The 17,408-nt window shown below is 44.2% G+C and carries 16 protein-coding genes; 12 read left to right on the forward strand and 4 right to left on the reverse strand.

Annotation, left to right across the window (positions count from 1 at the left end):
• Positions 1-519: 519 nt before the first annotated feature.
• From VN447_RS03365 to VN447_RS03415, 11 genes are all read left to right on the forward strand, one after another.
• Complete coding sequence (locus VN447_RS03365; RefSeq protein WP_414714874.1) at positions 520-1,131, forward strand: methyl-accepting chemotaxis protein; 612 nt, start codon at positions 520-522, stop codon at positions 1,129-1,131.
• Positions 1,132-1,324: 193 nt separating this feature from the next.
• A complete protein-coding gene (locus VN447_RS03370) occupies positions 1,325-2,176 on the forward strand; it encodes a YitT family protein (protein ID WP_325522812.1) in 852 nt (283 codons plus the stop codon).
• 583 nt (positions 2,177-2,759) lie between these two features.
• Positions 2,760-3,206: a winged helix-turn-helix domain-containing protein gene (locus VN447_RS03375; protein ID WP_325522814.1), complete on the forward strand. Its 447-nt coding sequence runs from the start codon at positions 2,760-2,762 to the stop codon at positions 3,204-3,206.
• Positions 3,178-4,269 (forward strand): PLP-dependent aminotransferase family protein, encoded by a 1,092-nt coding sequence (locus tag VN447_RS03380; RefSeq protein ID WP_325522816.1) that lies wholly within the window; start codon positions 3,178-3,180, stop codon positions 4,267-4,269. The genes VN447_RS03375 and VN447_RS03380 overlap by 29 nt, the downstream gene beginning before the upstream one ends.
• Positions 4,270-4,299: 30 nt before the next feature.
• Complete coding sequence (locus tag VN447_RS03385; RefSeq protein WP_325522817.1) at positions 4,300-5,190, forward strand: PhzF family phenazine biosynthesis protein; 891 nt, start codon at positions 4,300-4,302, stop codon at positions 5,188-5,190.
• Complete coding sequence (locus tag VN447_RS03390; RefSeq protein ID WP_325522819.1) at positions 5,187-5,882, forward strand: aspartate/glutamate racemase family protein; 696 nt, start codon at positions 5,187-5,189, stop codon at positions 5,880-5,882. Before VN447_RS03385 ends, VN447_RS03390 begins: the two co-directional genes overlap by 4 nt.
• A 137-nt stretch (positions 5,883-6,019) precedes the next feature.
• Positions 6,020-6,175, forward strand: a complete 156-nt coding sequence (locus VN447_RS03395) for a hypothetical protein (RefSeq protein ID WP_325522821.1) — start codon at positions 6,020-6,022, stop codon at positions 6,173-6,175.
• A 151-nt stretch (positions 6,176-6,326) separates the two neighbouring features.
• Complete coding sequence (locus VN447_RS03400; protein ID WP_325522823.1) at positions 6,327-7,727, forward strand: DASS family sodium-coupled anion symporter; 1,401 nt, start codon at positions 6,327-6,329, stop codon at positions 7,725-7,727.
• A 15-nt stretch (positions 7,728-7,742) separates the two neighbouring features.
• A complete protein-coding gene (gene fosX, locus VN447_RS03405; protein WP_325522825.1) occupies positions 7,743-8,165 on the forward strand; it encodes a FosX/FosE/FosI family fosfomycin resistance hydrolase in 423 nt (140 codons plus the stop codon).
• A gap of 129 nt (positions 8,166-8,294) precedes the next feature.
• Positions 8,295-8,843, forward strand: coding sequence for a gamma carbonic anhydrase family protein (locus VN447_RS03410; protein WP_325522827.1), 549 nt, complete (start codon positions 8,295-8,297; stop codon positions 8,841-8,843).
• 17 nt (positions 8,844-8,860) lie between these two features.
• On the forward strand, positions 8,861-9,496 hold the full coding sequence (locus VN447_RS03415) for a nitroreductase family protein (protein ID WP_325522829.1): 636 nt from the start codon (positions 8,861-8,863) through the stop codon (positions 9,494-9,496).
• Positions 9,497-9,560: 64 nt separating this feature from the next.
• Here VN447_RS03415 and VN447_RS03420 read toward each other — a convergent pair whose 3' ends face one another.
• From VN447_RS03420 to VN447_RS03435, 4 genes are all read right to left on the reverse strand, one after another.
• Positions 9,561-10,223 (reverse strand): DUF1638 domain-containing protein, encoded by a 663-nt coding sequence (locus tag VN447_RS03420; protein WP_325522831.1) that lies wholly within the window; start codon positions 10,221-10,223, stop codon positions 9,561-9,563.
• Between the two features lie 15 nt (positions 10,224-10,238).
• Positions 10,239-12,302 (reverse strand): methyl-accepting chemotaxis protein, encoded by a 2,064-nt coding sequence (locus VN447_RS03425; protein WP_325522833.1) that lies wholly within the window; start codon positions 12,300-12,302, stop codon positions 10,239-10,241.
• A 103-nt stretch (positions 12,303-12,405) separates the two neighbouring features.
• Complete coding sequence (locus VN447_RS03430; protein WP_325522835.1) at positions 12,406-13,749, reverse strand: MFS transporter; 1,344 nt, start codon at positions 13,747-13,749, stop codon at positions 12,406-12,408.
• A gap of 178 nt (positions 13,750-13,927) precedes the next feature.
• Positions 13,928-15,397 carry a sigma-54 interaction domain-containing protein gene (locus tag VN447_RS03435; RefSeq protein WP_325522837.1) on the reverse strand — a complete coding sequence of 490 codons (1,470 nt, stop codon included), beginning with the start codon at positions 15,395-15,397 and terminating at the stop codon, positions 13,928-13,930.
• A gap of 399 nt (positions 15,398-15,796) precedes the next feature.
• On the opposite strand from VN447_RS03435, the gene caiT reads away from it, so the two are divergent.
• A complete protein-coding gene (gene caiT, locus VN447_RS03440; RefSeq protein ID WP_325522839.1) occupies positions 15,797-17,398 on the forward strand; it encodes an L-carnitine/gamma-butyrobetaine antiporter in 1,602 nt (533 codons plus the stop codon).
• Positions 17,399-17,408: the final 10 nt, after the last annotated feature.

Genomic DNA, 17,408 nt, shown 5'->3' on the forward strand with positions numbered 1-17,408 from the left:
ATTTAAGCTACCCACCGCAGTTTAGCTGTGAATCTTGTGGCGGGGTAATGCATCCACGTTACTATAAAGGGGTCCATGGATTCGAGTACCGGATTTCGGATGTGCTCGATACCAAAGGACCGCGTTAGCGGTTTTTCTTAACCGAGTTTAAATATTTGCTTTTATAGTTTAATTATGGAAAACAGTCGATTAGCAGTCTAAGATAAGCTATAATAAATAATTAATAGCATTTACCAAATTTGCACAGAAATGTATATTTGAGTGATGATTGAGGAGGGGTTATTCATGCAACACCAAGAGCAAGAAACTGATATAAATGCCGTGTTAGAAGCATTCAACCTGCTGGCGCCGTATCTCAAACAATTATTTGAAGATGATGTTACTCTATCGGTGACAGATAAACAAAAATACCTAACAATCCTCCATAGTCCCAGCATCAAGGTCAATGTCAAAGACGGCGACCTGCTGCCGGCAGGTTCTGCCTCAACCAAGGCTATTATGCAGGGAACGACCATGTCGATGGTAATACCTAAGGAAGTAGTCGGCATTGATGTGAGATCAATTGATGTGCCTGTGAAAGATAACTATGGCAACGTTATTGGTACGATCGGTATTGCCAAAAACCTTAACAGGCAGCGGGAGGTATATAACCTAGCCAACAGTCTCTCGAGCTCACTAAAGCAGGTTACCGAGGGCATCAGCCATGTGGCTGCCGGTATTCAGGATTTGGTGAATTCTAACAAGGAACTATTGCAGTATACGGATGAAGCTAAGAGTGATACTAAAAATACCGATGAAGTCATAAATTTCATTAAAAATGTTGCCGGGCAGACCAATCTCCTGGGTTTAAATGCAGCCATTGAGGCCGCTCGTGCCGGTGAGCTTGGACGGGGATTCAGTGTTGTTGCCGAGGAAATCAGGAAACTGTCAAGCTCCAGTAATGAAAGTATCAGTCAAATTAATGCTATCCTGCAGCGTGTCCAATCCCAGGTCACCTTGATTGGTCAAGGAATTCATAAATCTAATTCGGTTGTTGAGGAGCAGGCAGCAGCTATACAGGAGATAACAGCTTCCATTCAGGAACTTAATGCCGCTGCCAATATTCTTGAAAATATGGCCGAAAAGTTGTAATAACAGCACCTGTGCACATGTTGCCGTCTAGTAAAAAGCGCAGTGTAGTATTGCGCTGAGTTTTTTACTCCCAGGTATAAATATCAAGGAACAGGTGTAAAACGGGTTAAAGATATTCCGGATTTCTCAACAGTATGATAGAATTAATGCTATTAGGGGTAAGCTGAATGTTACTAGCAAATTGGAGGAATGTATGCGAAACAAGATTAATCAATACCTGTGGGTAGCCATTGGCTGTATAGTCAGCAGTATTTCGATAAACGCATTTTTGGTGCCGCATCACCTGCTAAGTGGCGGGGTTTCGGGTGTGGCCATTATCTTTTATTTTCTGTTCGACTGGCCAATCGGTGTTCAAATCTTTTTGATGAATCTCCCCTTACTTTATGCCGCCTACCGTCTGCTGGGCAAAGAGTATACGATTGGCACGATTTTTGGAACAATCCTTTTTTCCTTCACAGTAGATGCAACCCGTTTTTTTTCGCAGTATAACATTATTGATGATCCTATTATCTCAGCAATTACCGGCGGGGTCATTGCGGGAATTGGCAGTGGTCTTATATTTCGCGTAAATGGCAGCGCGGGAGGCCTGGATATTGTTGCTGCCCTTGTCAAGAAATATTACGCGTTCAATTTTGGGGCGGTTGGTTTTGCTGTTAACTGTGTCATTATGCTTGTTGCCGCTATGTTGTTTGGTCTCAAGCTGGCGATGCTGACGCTGATCTCGATGTTTATTAGTGCCAGTCTGACTGACAAAGTGGTGGAAGGTTTTAACCGAAAGAAAACTATCTTTATCGTTTCCTATAATACTGACAGTATTGTTGAGGCCATCTTAAAAGAGGTAGGGCGAGGTGTTACTATTCTCAACGGACAAGGCGCTTTCACCCGGCAGAGTAAGCAAGTGCTGTTTGTCGTTGTTAGCCTTACTCAGATTGCTAAAATCAAACAGCTTGTTCACGACTCTGATCCGCAGGCGTTTATGATTGTGCATGATGCGGCTGAAGTCATGGGGCGGGGTTTTACGCTGCCAAACTCCAGGCAAATATAATGAGTGAATTTACATAATATTATCGCAATATTTTTGTTGCTGTATTTAATTTTATTTGGTACAATGTATACATACGGCCAACCAACCAGAATAACTTCCTGGAGAGACTAGGAGGACAGAGCCTTTCGAGTAAAGAAAGGTTCAATAATTCTAGCGACTAACATGTGCCCCGGGAAGCTCCTTCTAACCGGATGTCCGCCTTCAAATAAAACGGAGGTGCATTCGTATGAACGGACATGAATTTATGTTATTATCGCTGGTGGGAATTGGTTGGGTGTTGGCACTATACTATCAGTCATGTAAGCTTCTGGGTCTTGACTCCAAAAAAGAATAGACGAGATGCTATCACAAAAAAATCACCACTTTGAGTGTAATGCTCAATTGGTGATTTTATTTTTTTAGACATGATATATATATCCCGCACTAAAAAAGCCAACACGCCACCCGTCTGGAGAATTTTAACACGTTATATAGAGATTGGCTGGTTGAAGAATATTCCAATTGGTAGTTGGCTTTGATGATTAATCTGTTACAATGAAATTGGATGGTACCAATCCGAATACTTTAAAAGAAGAGTGATCAGATGCGCATCTCGATCAATCGCAATGCCGATACCCCTGTTTATCTGCAAATCAAGAATCAGTTACGGGATATGATTTTTTCCGGTGTCCTTCCGGCAGACTTTTTACTGCCGCCTGAACGTAGCCTGGCTAAAACGCTCGAGGTCAACCGCAGCACGGTGATTAAAGCGTACCAGGAGCTTAAGGCTGACGGCTTAGTGGGATCCCATGTCGGTAAAGGTACGGTAGTTCTTCCTCAAGTAGTAAAAAAGTTATTAACAGACGGCTATATAAATCCTCTGCCTTGGTATCAGCTTTTTACGGAAAGCATTACCTCCAGTACTGATACTATTATCAGTGACATTATGGCCATAACCGGCGGTGACGTAATCTCCTTTTGCCGGCGGTATTCCGGCTCCCAGTCTATACCCTGTAGAAATAATGGAGAAAATCCAGACAGAGCTATTTAGGACAGCAGGGCACAACCTGTTTTTGCACAGCCCGGTTGAAGGCCATTATCCGCTCAGGGAAAGTATTAGCCACCTGATGCGGCAACGGCAGATTACTGCTGCGCCCAAAGACATAGTCATCCTTTCTGGCTCGCAGCAAGGATTGGACTTTGCTGCACGAATATTTATCAGGCCGGGCGACACCGTTCTTGTGGAAGAGCCTACTTTTTTCGGGGCGATCCAGATATTCCGGTCAGCCGGGGCGCGTGTTATCGGCGTACCTGTAGACAAAGACGGTATGCGTACAGATGTGCTGGAAGCCTTGTTGGTGCGCCACAGGCCCAAATTTATCTATACACTCCCTACCTTTCAAAACCCTTCAGGGGTTACCTTGAGTCTGGAGCGACGGTATGCGCTTTTGAATTTGGCTTATCAGTATCAACTGCCTATTCTGGAAGACGACCCATATGGTGAGCTTTATTATGACGGTACGCCGGTTCCGTCGCTTAAAGCGCTTGACCGTCACGGCTATGTTATTTACTTGAGTACGTTTTCCAAGGTGTTGTTTTTAGGGCTGCGAGTAGGCTGGATAACGGCACCGCCGCAGGTGCTTGCCAAATTTGCGCACCTTAAGCAGATGACTGACCTTCATGTCAACACGCCTGCTCAATTGATGCTGGAGGTATTTATCCGCAGGGGATATTATGAAAAGCATATCATGTTGCTGCGGCGGGAGTACGCCAAGCGCAGAGATATAATGCTGAAGGCCTTAGAAAAATACAAAGTCCCGGGAGTTAGCTGGAATAAACCCGAAGGCGGCTACTATATATGGTGCCGGCTGCCGGCTAACGTTTACCGGCATAAGCTGGTGGCCAACGCGGGTAAACGGGGTGTAGTATTCTTGCCTGGCGAGGCTTTTTATCCAGACGGCACCCAAGGCGACACTTATATCAGGCTGAACTATACTTTTGCAAAGTTGGAACAGATTGATGAAGGAATAGAACAGCTTATGCAGGCAGTCAGGGAAACCTCAACTGCAGACTCTGACCAACAGAGCGGGCACAATATAAAACCTCTGGTGTAACAAAAAGTAAATAGCAGGAGGCGATGCTTTGTGAGTACTATTAAAATTAAACAAGTGGATGCATTTACCAATGAGCCGTTTGGCGGTAATCCTGCCGGGGTAGTTACTGACGCCAATGGTTTAGCTGATGAGCATAAGCAGAAGATTGCCCGGGAAATGAACCTTTCGGAAACAGCGTTTGTATCACACTCTGATGCAGCCGACTTCAAAGTACAGTTCTTTACGCCTAACGCTGAAGTCGACTTATGTGGACATGCCACAATTGCCACCTTTGCAACCCTATACGAAGAGGAAAAGCTTGACCCGGGGAAGACTGTATTTTATCAAGAGACAAAAGCCGGAATTTTACCGGTGGAAGTGATAAAGTCTGAGGGCCAGGTATTGTTTATGATGACGCAGGCTGCGCCGCAATTGGCCGGAGTAGAATTCAGCAGCGCAGATATTGCTGCCGGATTAGGTCTTGCAGCTGAAGACTTGCTGGAAACACCGCCCATGAGAGTATCGACAGGGCTTTGGTGGCTGGTGGTTGGTGTTAAGAGTCTCGCGAAGCTGATGCAGGCAAAACCTGATTTTGTCGCCGTTGAGGCCCTAAGTAAAAAATGCGGGGTTGTGGGGATTGTGCCCTTTTGCCTTACTACGATTGAGGCAAACCGGAGCTTTCATATGCGGGCTTTCTGTCCCTTAGTGGGCGTAAATGAAGACCCGGTATGTGGAACAGGTAATGGTTGTATCGCTGCCTATATCGCTACTCACAATCTAATTGCTATTGATGGCGAGGCCAGTCTGACAGGCGAAGCCGGCATGGAAGTAAACAGACCAGGCTGCGTGAATATCCGCGTTAGTAAAACTGAGGGTAAGGTTCATGCAATTAAAGTAGGCGGCGGCGCGGTGACAATACTGGAAGGGGAAATGCGATTTTGAAGACAATTGGTCTGATTGGCGGTTTAAGCTGGGAGTCGTCGCTTGAATATTACCGGATTGTTAATGAAATCGTGAAACAGCGATTAGGGGGATTGCATTCAGCCCAGTGCCTGATGTTTTCGCTTGATTTTGGGCCTGTTGAAGCATTGATGCGTCAGGAGAATTGGCAGGAATTGAACATTAGGCTTGTCGATGCGGCCCAGCGTTTAAAGCAGGGAGGGGCCGATTTTATCCTCATCTGCTCCAATACCATGCATAGGTCGGCTGACAGTATTGAAGAACAGACAGGTGTTCCTGTATTGCATATTGCTGATGCGGCAGCGCAAAAAATTAAAGACCAGAAGATAAAAAAGGTCGGCCTGCTCGGCACTAAGTTTGCCATGGAAGGTGACTTCTACCGGAATCGGCTGAAAGATAAACATGGTATTGAGGTGATCATTCCTGAAGAAACAGAGCGGGAATTAGTCAATCATGTTATTTTTCAAGAATTATGTCTCGGCATTATCAGACAGGATTCAAAAGAGCAATTCCAAAAAATTATCAGTGCTCTGCTGCTGCGGGGCGCTGAGGGGATTGTCTTAGGCTGTACCGAAATCCCTTTGCTGATCAAAGAGGACGATGTAGCGGCGCCGGTGTTTGATACAATGACCATTCACGCCAGGGCTGCTGTTGATTATGCATTGAACGGATAAAAAAGTATACATAAAAAGGATGCACTTTTGGCATTAACTTATTACCACTACTCAAAACAGCGTTAGCCGATTCACTACAGCTAGTTTTTTTAGTCGCAATGTTTGTCATTCTCGCTGGCGTACTCATCAGTCTATTTATGGGGAATGCCAGAATTGGTAGTAAAGCAGACAGGCCGGCGGCTGAAGAAGTCGGATTGATGCTGTTTGCTGAAGGGCTGAGCACAGAGGTTGAATTAGCCGCTGAATTAGTGCCTGACTTGATTAGTGAGGATCGAGCGGCAAGAAAAAAATAATCTACATAATAGTCCTGCTGCAGCCAACAAGCGAAGCAGGACTATTATTATCGCCTTTTCGAGCAGGGTACCGAAAAAAAGGTAAAGGATTTCGGTAAACAATGGAGAAAAATTATAGAATTAGCTGAAAGACAGGAGCTGAATATGTGCAATGAAATATCCCAAAATAGGATTGCTGCTGGTTGTTGCCGGGTGTTTCTTTATTGCTCCGGTGCCTGACGGCTTAAGTATCACTGCATGGCGCTTGTTTGGCGTGTTTGCCGCTTTGATATTGGGTTTAATCCTCCAGCCGTATCCTGAGCCGACGTTGCTTATGCTTACTATTACGCTGGCCAGCATGTTTGTGCTTCCGATCCAGGAGATATTAGTCGGGTACACCGACGCGATGCTATGGTTGACACTGGTAGCCATGATGATTGGTATTGGCTTGAAAAAGTCCGGTCTTACCCGGCGGCTTGGACTGCTGCTTATTAGCCGGTTTGGGAAAACATCGCTGCGGATTGGCTATATCTTAAGCTTTATTGATTTGCTGTTAGCGACAAGTACGCCGGCCTCGCCAGCCCGTACAGGAGGATTGGTGTATCCGCTGGCTGAAGGGGTTATAGATGTCGGCAGTTCGGGTAATCAGGCGAGCAAACAGAAGACCGGGGCGTATTTTACGCTGCTGGCTTATATGGCCAGTATGCTCACAGGCGGTTTGTTTATGACCGGAATGGGGCCTAACTTGATCAACGTCAAGCTGGCGCAAGACGTACTGGGTATTCATGTAAGCTGGCCATTATGGACAATGGCGGCCTTGCCTGGGTTTATCGGTTTTTTGCTGACACCATATCTTGTGTATAAATTTTGTCCGCCTGATGTTGCTTCCATGACTGCGGTCAGGGACAGGGCCGGTCTGGAACTTAGCAGTATGGGCGGTATTAATAAGAGTGAACTAACAGCAGCCGGAGTGTTTCTGACAATTCTTATCTTATGGTCAACAAGTACGGTGTCCAGGATCGACAATACGCTGGTAGCTTTTGTTGGCGTATCGCTCATGCTGGTTCTGGACGTTCTTGACTGGAATGATCTGGCCGAAAACAAAGAGATGTGGTCATTTCTTATCTGGTTTGGCGCTATCTTGGGCTTTTCATCCGCTTTGACCAAGCTCGGATTTTTTAACTGGTTTGCCGGTATTATTAAATTGTTGCTGCCTACCGCCGGGGCGGGGGCATATACTGTACTATTGCTTGTGGCAGCGCTGGCCGTATTGCCCCACTATTTTTTCGTCTCCTACACCGGTTATGTAGTGGCTTTTTCGCCGCTGATTTTTTCCTTTGTCGCGGCAACTGATGTGCCAAGATACCCGGCTTTTTTTCTGCTCGCCTATTTAATGATTATTTCCTGTACACTGACCCATTATGGCAACGCGCTGGGGCCGTTACTGATGGAGAAGGGCTATAATGATAAGCGGACATGGTGGGGTGTTGGGACACTGATTACTGTGGTGCATGTGCTGTTATACTTAACGGCAGGTATTATTTATTGGAAGCTGATTGGGCTTTGGTATTAGGGGGGAGGTTATAACATGATTGAGGGAATCAGCCATTTAACCTTTATCGTAAAAGATCTGGAACGCGCGTCAGCATTTTGGACAGCTATTTTTGAAGCTGAAGAGGTCTATGCTAGTGGCGATAAGATGTTTTCGTTAACCCGGGAGAAGTTTTTTCTCATTAGCGGTCAGTGGATTGCAGTCATGGAGGGAGATTCACTACCTACTCGTACCTATAATCACATTGCCTTCAAGATCCCTGAGGAAGAGTTCGCTGGTTACGAGGCAAGGGTACGGGAGTCAGGGGTGGATTTTAAGGAGCCCCGGCCAAGGGTGGAAGGTGAAGGCCGGTCATTATACTTTTATGATTTTGATAATCATCTTTTTGAATTGCACACAGGTACGCTTTCAGAACGACTATGCCGTTATGCTGATAACAAAGAGGCGAATTTCAGATAATTCACATGCTGATGTTATGGTATTATATGAATATACCCTGGTAAAGCATTGGAAGGAATGCTAATAAGTTTTCTTGCTTAAAGGGTATATTAGATATAGCTGAACTTGAACGAGGGAGGAGAAGTAGCAATGATTAAAGAATTCGAAGGCATCAACCCCACTCTTGATGAAAAGGTCTTTATTGCCGATGGAGCTAAGGTTATTGGCGCAGTGACTATGAAGGAGTTTAGCAGTCTGTGGTTTAATGTTGTTGTCAGAGGGGATGTTAACCGGATTGAAATTGGCCGGTATAGCAATGTGCAAGATAATAGTGTTGTTCACGTAGCTGATGCGCATGCTTCTATAATTGGTGATTATGTTACGGTCGGTCACAACGCGATTATTCACGGTTGTACAATTGAAGACCATTGTTTAATCGGTATGGGGGCAGTTGTCCTTAACGGTGCTGTAGTAGGTAAGGGCAGTATTATTGCTGCTGGTGCGGTGGTTAAGGAAAACCAGGTCATTCCTCCCCACTCCTTGGTAGTCGGTGTTCCGGCGAAAGTTGTTAAATCTGTGCCTGAAGAGTGGGACAGTATCCACGCTCAAGCAATAAAGTATAAAACACTGTGGTCTGAGCGTTACAAGATTATGCCAGACGCTGGCGGCGAAAGGTATCACGGTGAAAAAATAGTCTAATTTGGGAGGTAGTATTAATGGAATTCGAATTTGTTTATAAACGTCATAGTGTACGTCAATTTAAGGACGAGCAAGTACCTGAACAAACGATTAAAGAGCTTATTAAGGCTGCAACCTACGCTCCATCAGGGAAAAATCAGCAAAACTGGCATTTCGTTGCTGTGACTGATAAAAATAAAATTGCTGAAATAGCCCGGATCGTGGAAGCTAAGAATGCAGAGCTAGCCACCTATTTGAGAGATGAGGCTAAAATCAAAGGCTTTAAAGGGACGGTTGCTTATCATACTGTGTTCAAGGGGGCGCCAGTGCTTATCCTTGTTTACGCAGGCCCTTATGAAACCATTGCTGACATGCTCTTAGCTGATGGTATTATGTCGCGCGAAGAAGCTATGAAATATGCTAAGCCGAATCCCGGTATTCAAAATATTGCTGCTGCCCTGGAGAATCTGCAACTGGCTGCCGCCAGCATTGGCTATGGAACTTGCTGGATGACAGGGCCGACATACGCTGCCGAGGAAATTTCTACATATCTTGGCTTTAATAAAGAAGGCTACCATTTGGCTGCGATGACACCACTTGGTATTCCGTCAGCAGATAAACTATCATCTCCGCCACGCAAGCCTGTGGACGACGTGTTAACCATTATTGGGTAAGTGGGCTGAAAAGTAAATGGTATAGTAAAACAGGTAGGATGCTAAATATAGCATCCTACCTGTTTTACATGCCTGGGTAGAAATCATGTAGAGAGGTTACCTGCCCTGGATCGAGTGAAATGAACTCTTTGTCCCACGGGCCGGTTAATAGTTTGTGCAATAACCGTAAAGAGCCGGGAGTAATATCATAGTACATATTTAATTCTTCGGAGGTTTTCTGGATGTTAGATACTACGTTGTCAATCGAATAAGCACCAGTATCGATGATCAAAAACCGAGTGTAATTATTGAGCATTTTTTTTACCAGCCGCAAGGCTTTCTGTTCACCATAGCGTTCAACCCAAGACCGATAAGACCACATTATATTTCCATCAGGATCTAACCAGCCTTTAGTCACAAAATATGTACTAATCTCGTTAGGAACAGCTTTGCGGGCATCAGATGAGCCTAGCAGTAAAGAGATACAGTCATCAATTCGTGGTATTACGAGTTTGGCGTGTGAAGCTTTTAGGCCGACCAGACCGTTGCCACAACAGCCAAAGGCCATGAGAATAACATCTACGGTATCAAGTGCGTTGATTTGCTCTTGAATTTTTTCGCGTAGAAGTTCAGGTGTGTTATGCAATCCCGATTCAAAATATATCACTGGATAAGTGATGCTTGATTGTTGCATGGCAAGTTCAATCTCATCTTTCATAGTCTGACAAGCCAAAAGTACTGTTTGCACGGTATCACCTCTCTATTAATCTTTGAATCTACCTACTGCTCTCTCCAAATCTAGTACAAGCTGACGGATCGCGATCACCCTTGCTTCAAATTCTTGCATAATTGCCGTCTGTTCTTGTGCGGCGGCGGCAACCTCTTGTGAACTGGCTGCTGTCTGTTGGCCAGCCGCAGAAATGTTAGCAAATACATCAAGCATTTTAGTTTTGTGCTCGGTCATTTTCCGCTGGAGATCCTCGATCTCTGCACCTTTAGCAGTAGTTTCTTTTATTAAGTCAGATATTTGGTTAAAGAGTCCTTCTGTCTCACTGACAGCCTGGTCTTGTTCTAAGGTAATCTTTTTTGCTACGTTCATCTCAGTTACTGCGTTTTTAGACTGTTGTTGGATGTTGTCAATCAGTTCTTTTATACTTTGTGTAGATTTGGCCGACTGCTCAGCAAGTTTTCGAACCTCTTCGGCAACCACTGCAAATCCTCTACCGCTTTCACCGGCTCTTGCCGCTTCGATAGCCGCATTTAAAGCCAAGAGATTAGTTTGCTGGGCAATTTGTCCAATTGTCTCAGTAATTGCGCCTATCTTGTCAGACATAGTGTCCATATCATTAATGGTGCAGTTTGCTTCTTCAACTGACGTTTTCATGTCATTAGATATTTTACTCAAGACTTTTACAATGTGTAATCCCTGACCGCTAAGCTCTACCGTAGTTTCGAGCAAGCAGTTCATGGCAGCGCTGCTGACAGCGGTTTCCTCAATATCCTGCGATAGTTCTTTTAATCTCTGCGAGCCTATTTCAAGGTCTTTCGTTTCTTCTTGTGTGCTTGTAGCTATTTGCAGGATTGACTGAGATATTTCATTAGCTGCCCTGTTAGTCTGAACGGCAATTTCTGCAAGGGTTTCTGACGAATCACGCACGGTGACTGCCGATCCCTTGATGTCGCGAACTAGCGACTTTAGTGTCTCCTGGGCTGTTTTCAGCCCAACTGCCAAATGTCCGAACTCATCTGAGCGTTTTAGCAGTTTCTCAGGTGCGGCAAAGGCAAAATCACCTGATGCAAGGTGGCTGCATTGGGCATCTAGCACGGTGATCGGCTGGGTAAACCTTCGCGCAAATATCCCTGAAGCAGCTAATGCCAGGATAATGAACCCCAAAGCGACTAGCAGGAGAACGTTCCTGGTTTTATTAGCATTCTCCAGTATTTCTGATTTTTTTACTATCGCCAGGAACTTCCAGCCTGTTTGTGGTGAGGTGTATACATTGATAAAACAGTCAGTGCCGTCGATATTGGCCTCAAAATTGCCAGCATCTATTTTTTCTACACCCTTTAGTTTGTCAATGTTTAAATCAGCCACTTTTTTAAAGTTCATCTCCGGGTTTTGGGGGTCTGCCAAGATGGTTCCATCTTTATCCAATAAAATAATAAATCCGCTTTTTCCGATACGGATATTTTTGACGATGTCTGTCATGCCTTTGAGGCTTACGTCCAGGCCCTGAACTCCGATCACTGCACCTGCGTTGTCTGTTATTGTCTTGACTGTACTGATAACCACCATATCGTCGGCAGGGTAATAATAAGGGCTTGTCCTAGCGGTTTTTCCCTGAGCCTCGATGGCTGTTTTATAAAATGGCCTAACCCTAGGGTCGTAATTGTCCATTGTCGAGCCTTCAGGCCATTGAATATATCCTCCATGGACTGTGGCCATATAAGCATAGGCTGTTCCAGGGTGGGCCTTAGCGAATGCTACGTAGTCCTGATATATCTGGCCTTCCAGCCCTCCATTTTGGGATGGTGTCATTTTAACATTTCCTTGCTTGTTCATATAGGCTGTAATCGTAGGATCGGCTTTTTTAACAAGGCTATTTTCAGCCAGAAGAGTGCAGTTTTCCTCAATAGTCTTTAAATAGATTTGAAAGCCATTATCAACTTGCATAATTTCTTTTGTGGTTGACCTGATAAACTCAGCTTGCAGTTCAGCCTGCATTACATGATTAACGTAGAAACTGATGCACACTATGGGTACAAGCATAAATAGTGAGATTGACAAAAATAGCTGACTACTGATATTGGAGAGTTTCAATTTCATGGATTCCACCGCCTTTTCAAGATATTGAGTGTTTGTTTAAAGGGGGGCTAACGTTTACCCATGGTACCTCATAGTAGATAGGCTTTGGCACGGAGGCAGTAGTTTACTTTTTATTTAAGGTAAGTATGCAGGTTTCTTTTAATGTCATGTCTTTTGTTTCCGGGGCCCAGGCTACACATACAATTAATCCAAGAAATGTAAGCAGAGTGCTGACTAACATGGTATTGCCAATTCCGATCGTCTGTAAAGAATAGGGCAAGGCGAAAGTACCAATTGCCGCGCCAATACGACTAATGGCTGTTACTACTCCTACGGCAGAGGCGCGGATGTTGGTTGGGAACAATTCGTTAGGATAGATCCAATCAAGGGCACTAGGCGGACCGGAGAAAAAGGCATAGACAGCGAAACCCAGGAAGATTATCCACGCAGGTGCGCCGGGAACTAGGCCTAAGAGTAACATGGACAATGTCATAAAAGTAAAGCTCCAGATGATAAGTGGACGTCTTCCAAAACGATTTACAAGCGACATTGATGCAATAGTACCAGTCAGGAAAAATACATTGATAACAGCATAGCCGATAATCCATTCATTGCCGCTGCCTAAATGGAACGCATCTAAAATCTGTGGTGCAAATGTATAAATGGCAAAACACGGTGCTACCTGAAATGTCCAGAATAACCCTACGAATAAAGTTTTTCTAAGGTTTTCTGGTTCAAGTAACTTGCTGAATTGAGTTTTTTCTGTTGCCGGTTCGTCTAGATCTGCAAGGCTGGCGTGAGTGCCATATACTTGCTTAATGACGCTGAGAGCCTCTTCGGTACGGCCTTTGCTGACAAGCCACCGCGGAGACTCTGGAGTACCCCAGCGCCCGGTTACCAGGATGATAGCGGGAAGAGCAGCGCTGCCTAACATCCATCGCCACGCATCAGGACCGGTATTTAACAGTAAGTAGCCTACGATACCGGCCACAACAGCACCGGCGTACCAGGCGCTTGCCAATAACCCCATCATAGCGCCTCGATACTTACGGGGAGAAAACTCGGCTAACAGCGAGGTTGCAATTGGATAATCTGCCCCGACGGCAACTCCAATAAGAAACCGTAATATAACTAATTCCCAAGGTGTACTAACAAACATTTGCAAAATTGAGATAATTATAATTGCGACAAGATCAATTTGATACATGAATTGGCGTCCAGTCAGATCTGTCACATAGCCAAAGATTGCTCCTCCCACTAATAGTCCGATAAGAGCTGCGGCGCCAATCATCCCTGTCCATAGTGCGTCCAACTGGAGCTCAGGTCCCAGTTGTAGCAAGGCCATTCCAATAATTGTTAGGATGTAACCATCTAAAAAAGGGCCCCCGCTGGTATAAACCGTAAGTTTCTTCAAGAACGGGGTTAAGGGAGAGTCTTCAATACAGGGGGATTGGTTCACGTTTTTCATTTTTCAGCCTCCTTGACGTAGGGTCTTAAGTTGCCTCGTTAATAATAAAGCAAATATCATGCCAAATAGTGCGATATAGAAGCTGTAAAAAACATTTATTTAATGATTAAGCCGCTCGTATACTCCCTTCGTCTACCTATACCTTAAGGTATAGGTGGGAGTTAAGAGCGGCTTAGTCTCACTTTGTAAGATCAGCTTTATAGGTGGATGATTTAATTCCCAGTTTGCGAAGCCGGTAATGCAAGTCTTGTCTGGAGATTCCGAGCTGTTTGGCACTATCGCTTACATTGCCGTTCGTCATCTTTAACGTGTTTTGAATTAAATCTGTTTCACACTGCCGCAGATATTCAACTAACAGTTTCCCTGTTTGTGTCTCTGCTGCCGAAGTGTTGTTTGACTTATTTGCGGATAAATTAGTGAGCATCCGTTTTACTAAAAAAGCAGGTAAATCCTCAAGAATTACTTCTGTCGCCGTATTCTCAACAATACTCATGGCACTCTCGATAACATGCTCCAGTTCGCGAACATTTCCGGGCCATTTATATAAGGATAATAGCTCTAATAGATCGGGGGATATCTGCTTTATATTCAAATTCAATTGGTCATTAAAGCGAGAAATAAACTCTTTAGAAAGCACGGGTATATCATCTGGACGTTGTCTGAGTGGCGGGATATGCAGAACTACCGGCGTTAAGCGGTAGAGGAGATCATCCCGGAATGAGCCATTACTGGCCGCTTCATACAAATTTTGGTTAGTTGCGCTGATTATCCGGCAGTTGATCTTACGCTCGGTTTTATCGCCAAGACGCCGGACTCTTTTATCTTGTAATAATCGTAATAGCTTTGCCTGTAACTGTATACTTAACGAATTGATTTCATCCAGAAACAAAGTTCCGTTTTCTGCCTGCTCACACAAGCCAGGGGCATCAATAGCACCCGAGAAGGCACCTTTTACTGTACCCATGAGCAGACTTTCCATCAGCGTCTCAGGTATAGCCGCACAGTTGACAGCGATAAAAGGACGTGAACTGTAGGGGCTCGCATTATGGATTCCCTGTGCAAACAGTTCTTTTCCTGTACCGGTTTCGCCATAAATCATGACAGTGGAGGCCGTTGGGGCGATTCTTCGGGCTTGTTTAATCGCTTGTTTGATTGATGGACTGATGCCGACAATGTCATCAAGGCTAAAACTAGTGCCATTTGGCCGGTTTTTCGATTTGTTTTGGCCAAAACAATGCATAACCTTTGTTAAAAGCTCACTTATCGAAGGAATATCCCGGTTAATGGAATACACTGCTGTAAGTTCTCCATTTTCAAAAAATGGATAAGAGTTGTAAACAATATCAACCTTTTTCCCGGTATATAAATGGTAAGTCATATATTGTTCCAATAACGGTTTTTTGCTTTGCAGCACTGCCATGCGCTGGAGATTTTCCAGTGGTGGTAGTGAATATACGTCTGTATCTTTCTTTCCTAACATATTCTGTCGCTTTGTAGCCTCAATTCTTTCAAAAGCTCGATTATATATCAGAATGGTGCCATCTTTATTTGCGGCATACACACCTTCTGATATTGAGTCAATAATTTCATGCAATAATCGATTCTCGCTGCTTAATTCTTCCATAGTTTTTTGCTTATTTTCAAGCATTTAGAGATTTCAGCCCCTTTGCTTCGCACAATGTGCCTTATATGGTGAAAAAGAATTTTTCGGTGAAAAAATTTTTTTCACTTGCATGTAAGTCCAATAGACATACTACTTTTGCCAGACAGGTGAAAAAAAATTCTTCACTGATAGACAAAATATGATATTGAGTTAAGGGTTAAGACTTTTGTGAAAATAGCATGACTTTTCACAAGAGTCTTACTATTTTCTGCGTGTTTGGCGTAATCCTGTGATAATGGCACGAGAATTGCAATGCTAGAAGGTGTGTTGCTTTATAGGTGTTGCTTGATTTTAGTAGGAAGGGGGATCGATTAGACCGCTAAAGTATATTACTTAATCAAGTTAAATTAGGCTAACCCAAATTGTAATTAGGAGGGGCGCGTAATGAGTAAAGAGGAAAAAAAGATTGATCAAACGTTATTTTGGCCTCCGTTATTGTTGGTTGCCGCAGTATGTAGCGCAATTATTTTGAATCCTGAGGCTGGCACAAATGCCGTAAACAAAGTGTTCTCTTTTTTAACCGGTCAAATGGGCTGGACATATGAAGTTTTTGTTCTGGCAAATTTGGCGGTGGTGCTATATTTCATATTTGGTAAATTTGCTAATAAGAGATTTGGCGGGGAAAAACCGGAATTTAGTACCCTGAGTTGGCTAGGGATGCTTTTTTCCGCAGGTACCTCTGCTGCTATCGTATATTGGAGCCCTATTGAATTCTACTTTTATCTCACAGCTCCTCCTTTCGGTTTAGAGCCTATGTCGCCGCAAGCTACCGCTATGGCTACTGCATATCCCTTGTTCCATTGGGGGCCGAGCAGCTATGCACTCTATGTTGGTGTTGGTGTGGTGTTCGGGTATCTGTTCTTTGTTCAGGGTAAGGAAGTTTTCCGGCCAAGTACGGCGTGTGAAGCATTGCTCGGTAAACATGCTAACGGCTACTTGGGTAAAGCCATTGATATCTTCTATATGGTCGGGATTATTGCCGGGATTAGTACTTCGGTTGGGTTGGGAACTCCGCTTCTTAGTGAGGTTATTACCAAAATCACCGGTATTCCCCACACATTAGGATTAGATGCAACCATTCTTATTATTTGGACAGTCATTATTGGCATTAGTGTGTATGGCGGACTGGACAAAGGCATCAGACAGTTAAGTGATTTCAGGAATTGGCTGGGGTTTGCCCTACTGGCCTATGTTTTAGCAGTAGGACCGACCGCGTTTATGTTTAACAACTTTTTTGACAGCTTAGGAGTCATGTTTAATAACTATTTTAGAATGAGCCTTTACACTGACCCTATTCAAAAATCTGGATTCCCTCAAGGCTGGACAATCTTTTATTTCGCCTGGTTCATTGCTTTCGCTCTTAGCACAGGCATCTATCTGGCGAGAATTTCACGGGGAAGAACGGTTCGGGAGTTCACATTGGGCGCCACTTTTTCGGGTATTACCTGCGTCTATACGTACTTTATGGTCTTTGGCAACTATACGATGGACTTGCAAGCCAGAGGCGTGTTAAACCTTGCAGAAATAGTTAAGACACAGGGTGTGCCGCGCGCAATTGTAGAAATATTCGCAACACTCCCGTTTGCCTCTGTCATACTACCGATAATTTTAGTGTTACTGTTTATTTCCACGGCAACTGTTATTAACAGTATAGCATATACACTTGCTATGGTAACTACTGAAAAACTAAAAGCAGGCGAAGAACCTGCAAAATGGAACCGGTTATTTTGGGCGCTGGTTTTAGGAGGTCTCTCGCTAACGCTCATATTCCTGGGCGGTATGAAACCGCTGCAGGCGGCATCTGTTGCCGGGTCTTTCCCAACCATGTTTATCATGGCCATTATAATAATCGGTTTCATTAAAAAGGCAGGTAAAGAATGGAATGTAGCGGATGAAGAAAAACCTGGTGCCCCAACAGCTTCACGGTTAACCCAAGATTATAATGAGCCGGTTAACACGGAAGATGTTAATAATATCAAAGTTTAAACTATAAACC

The sequence above is a fragment of the Sporomusa sp. genome (assembly GCF_035561155.1).
Lineage (GTDB): Bacteria > Bacillota > Negativicutes > Sporomusales > Sporomusaceae > Sporomusa.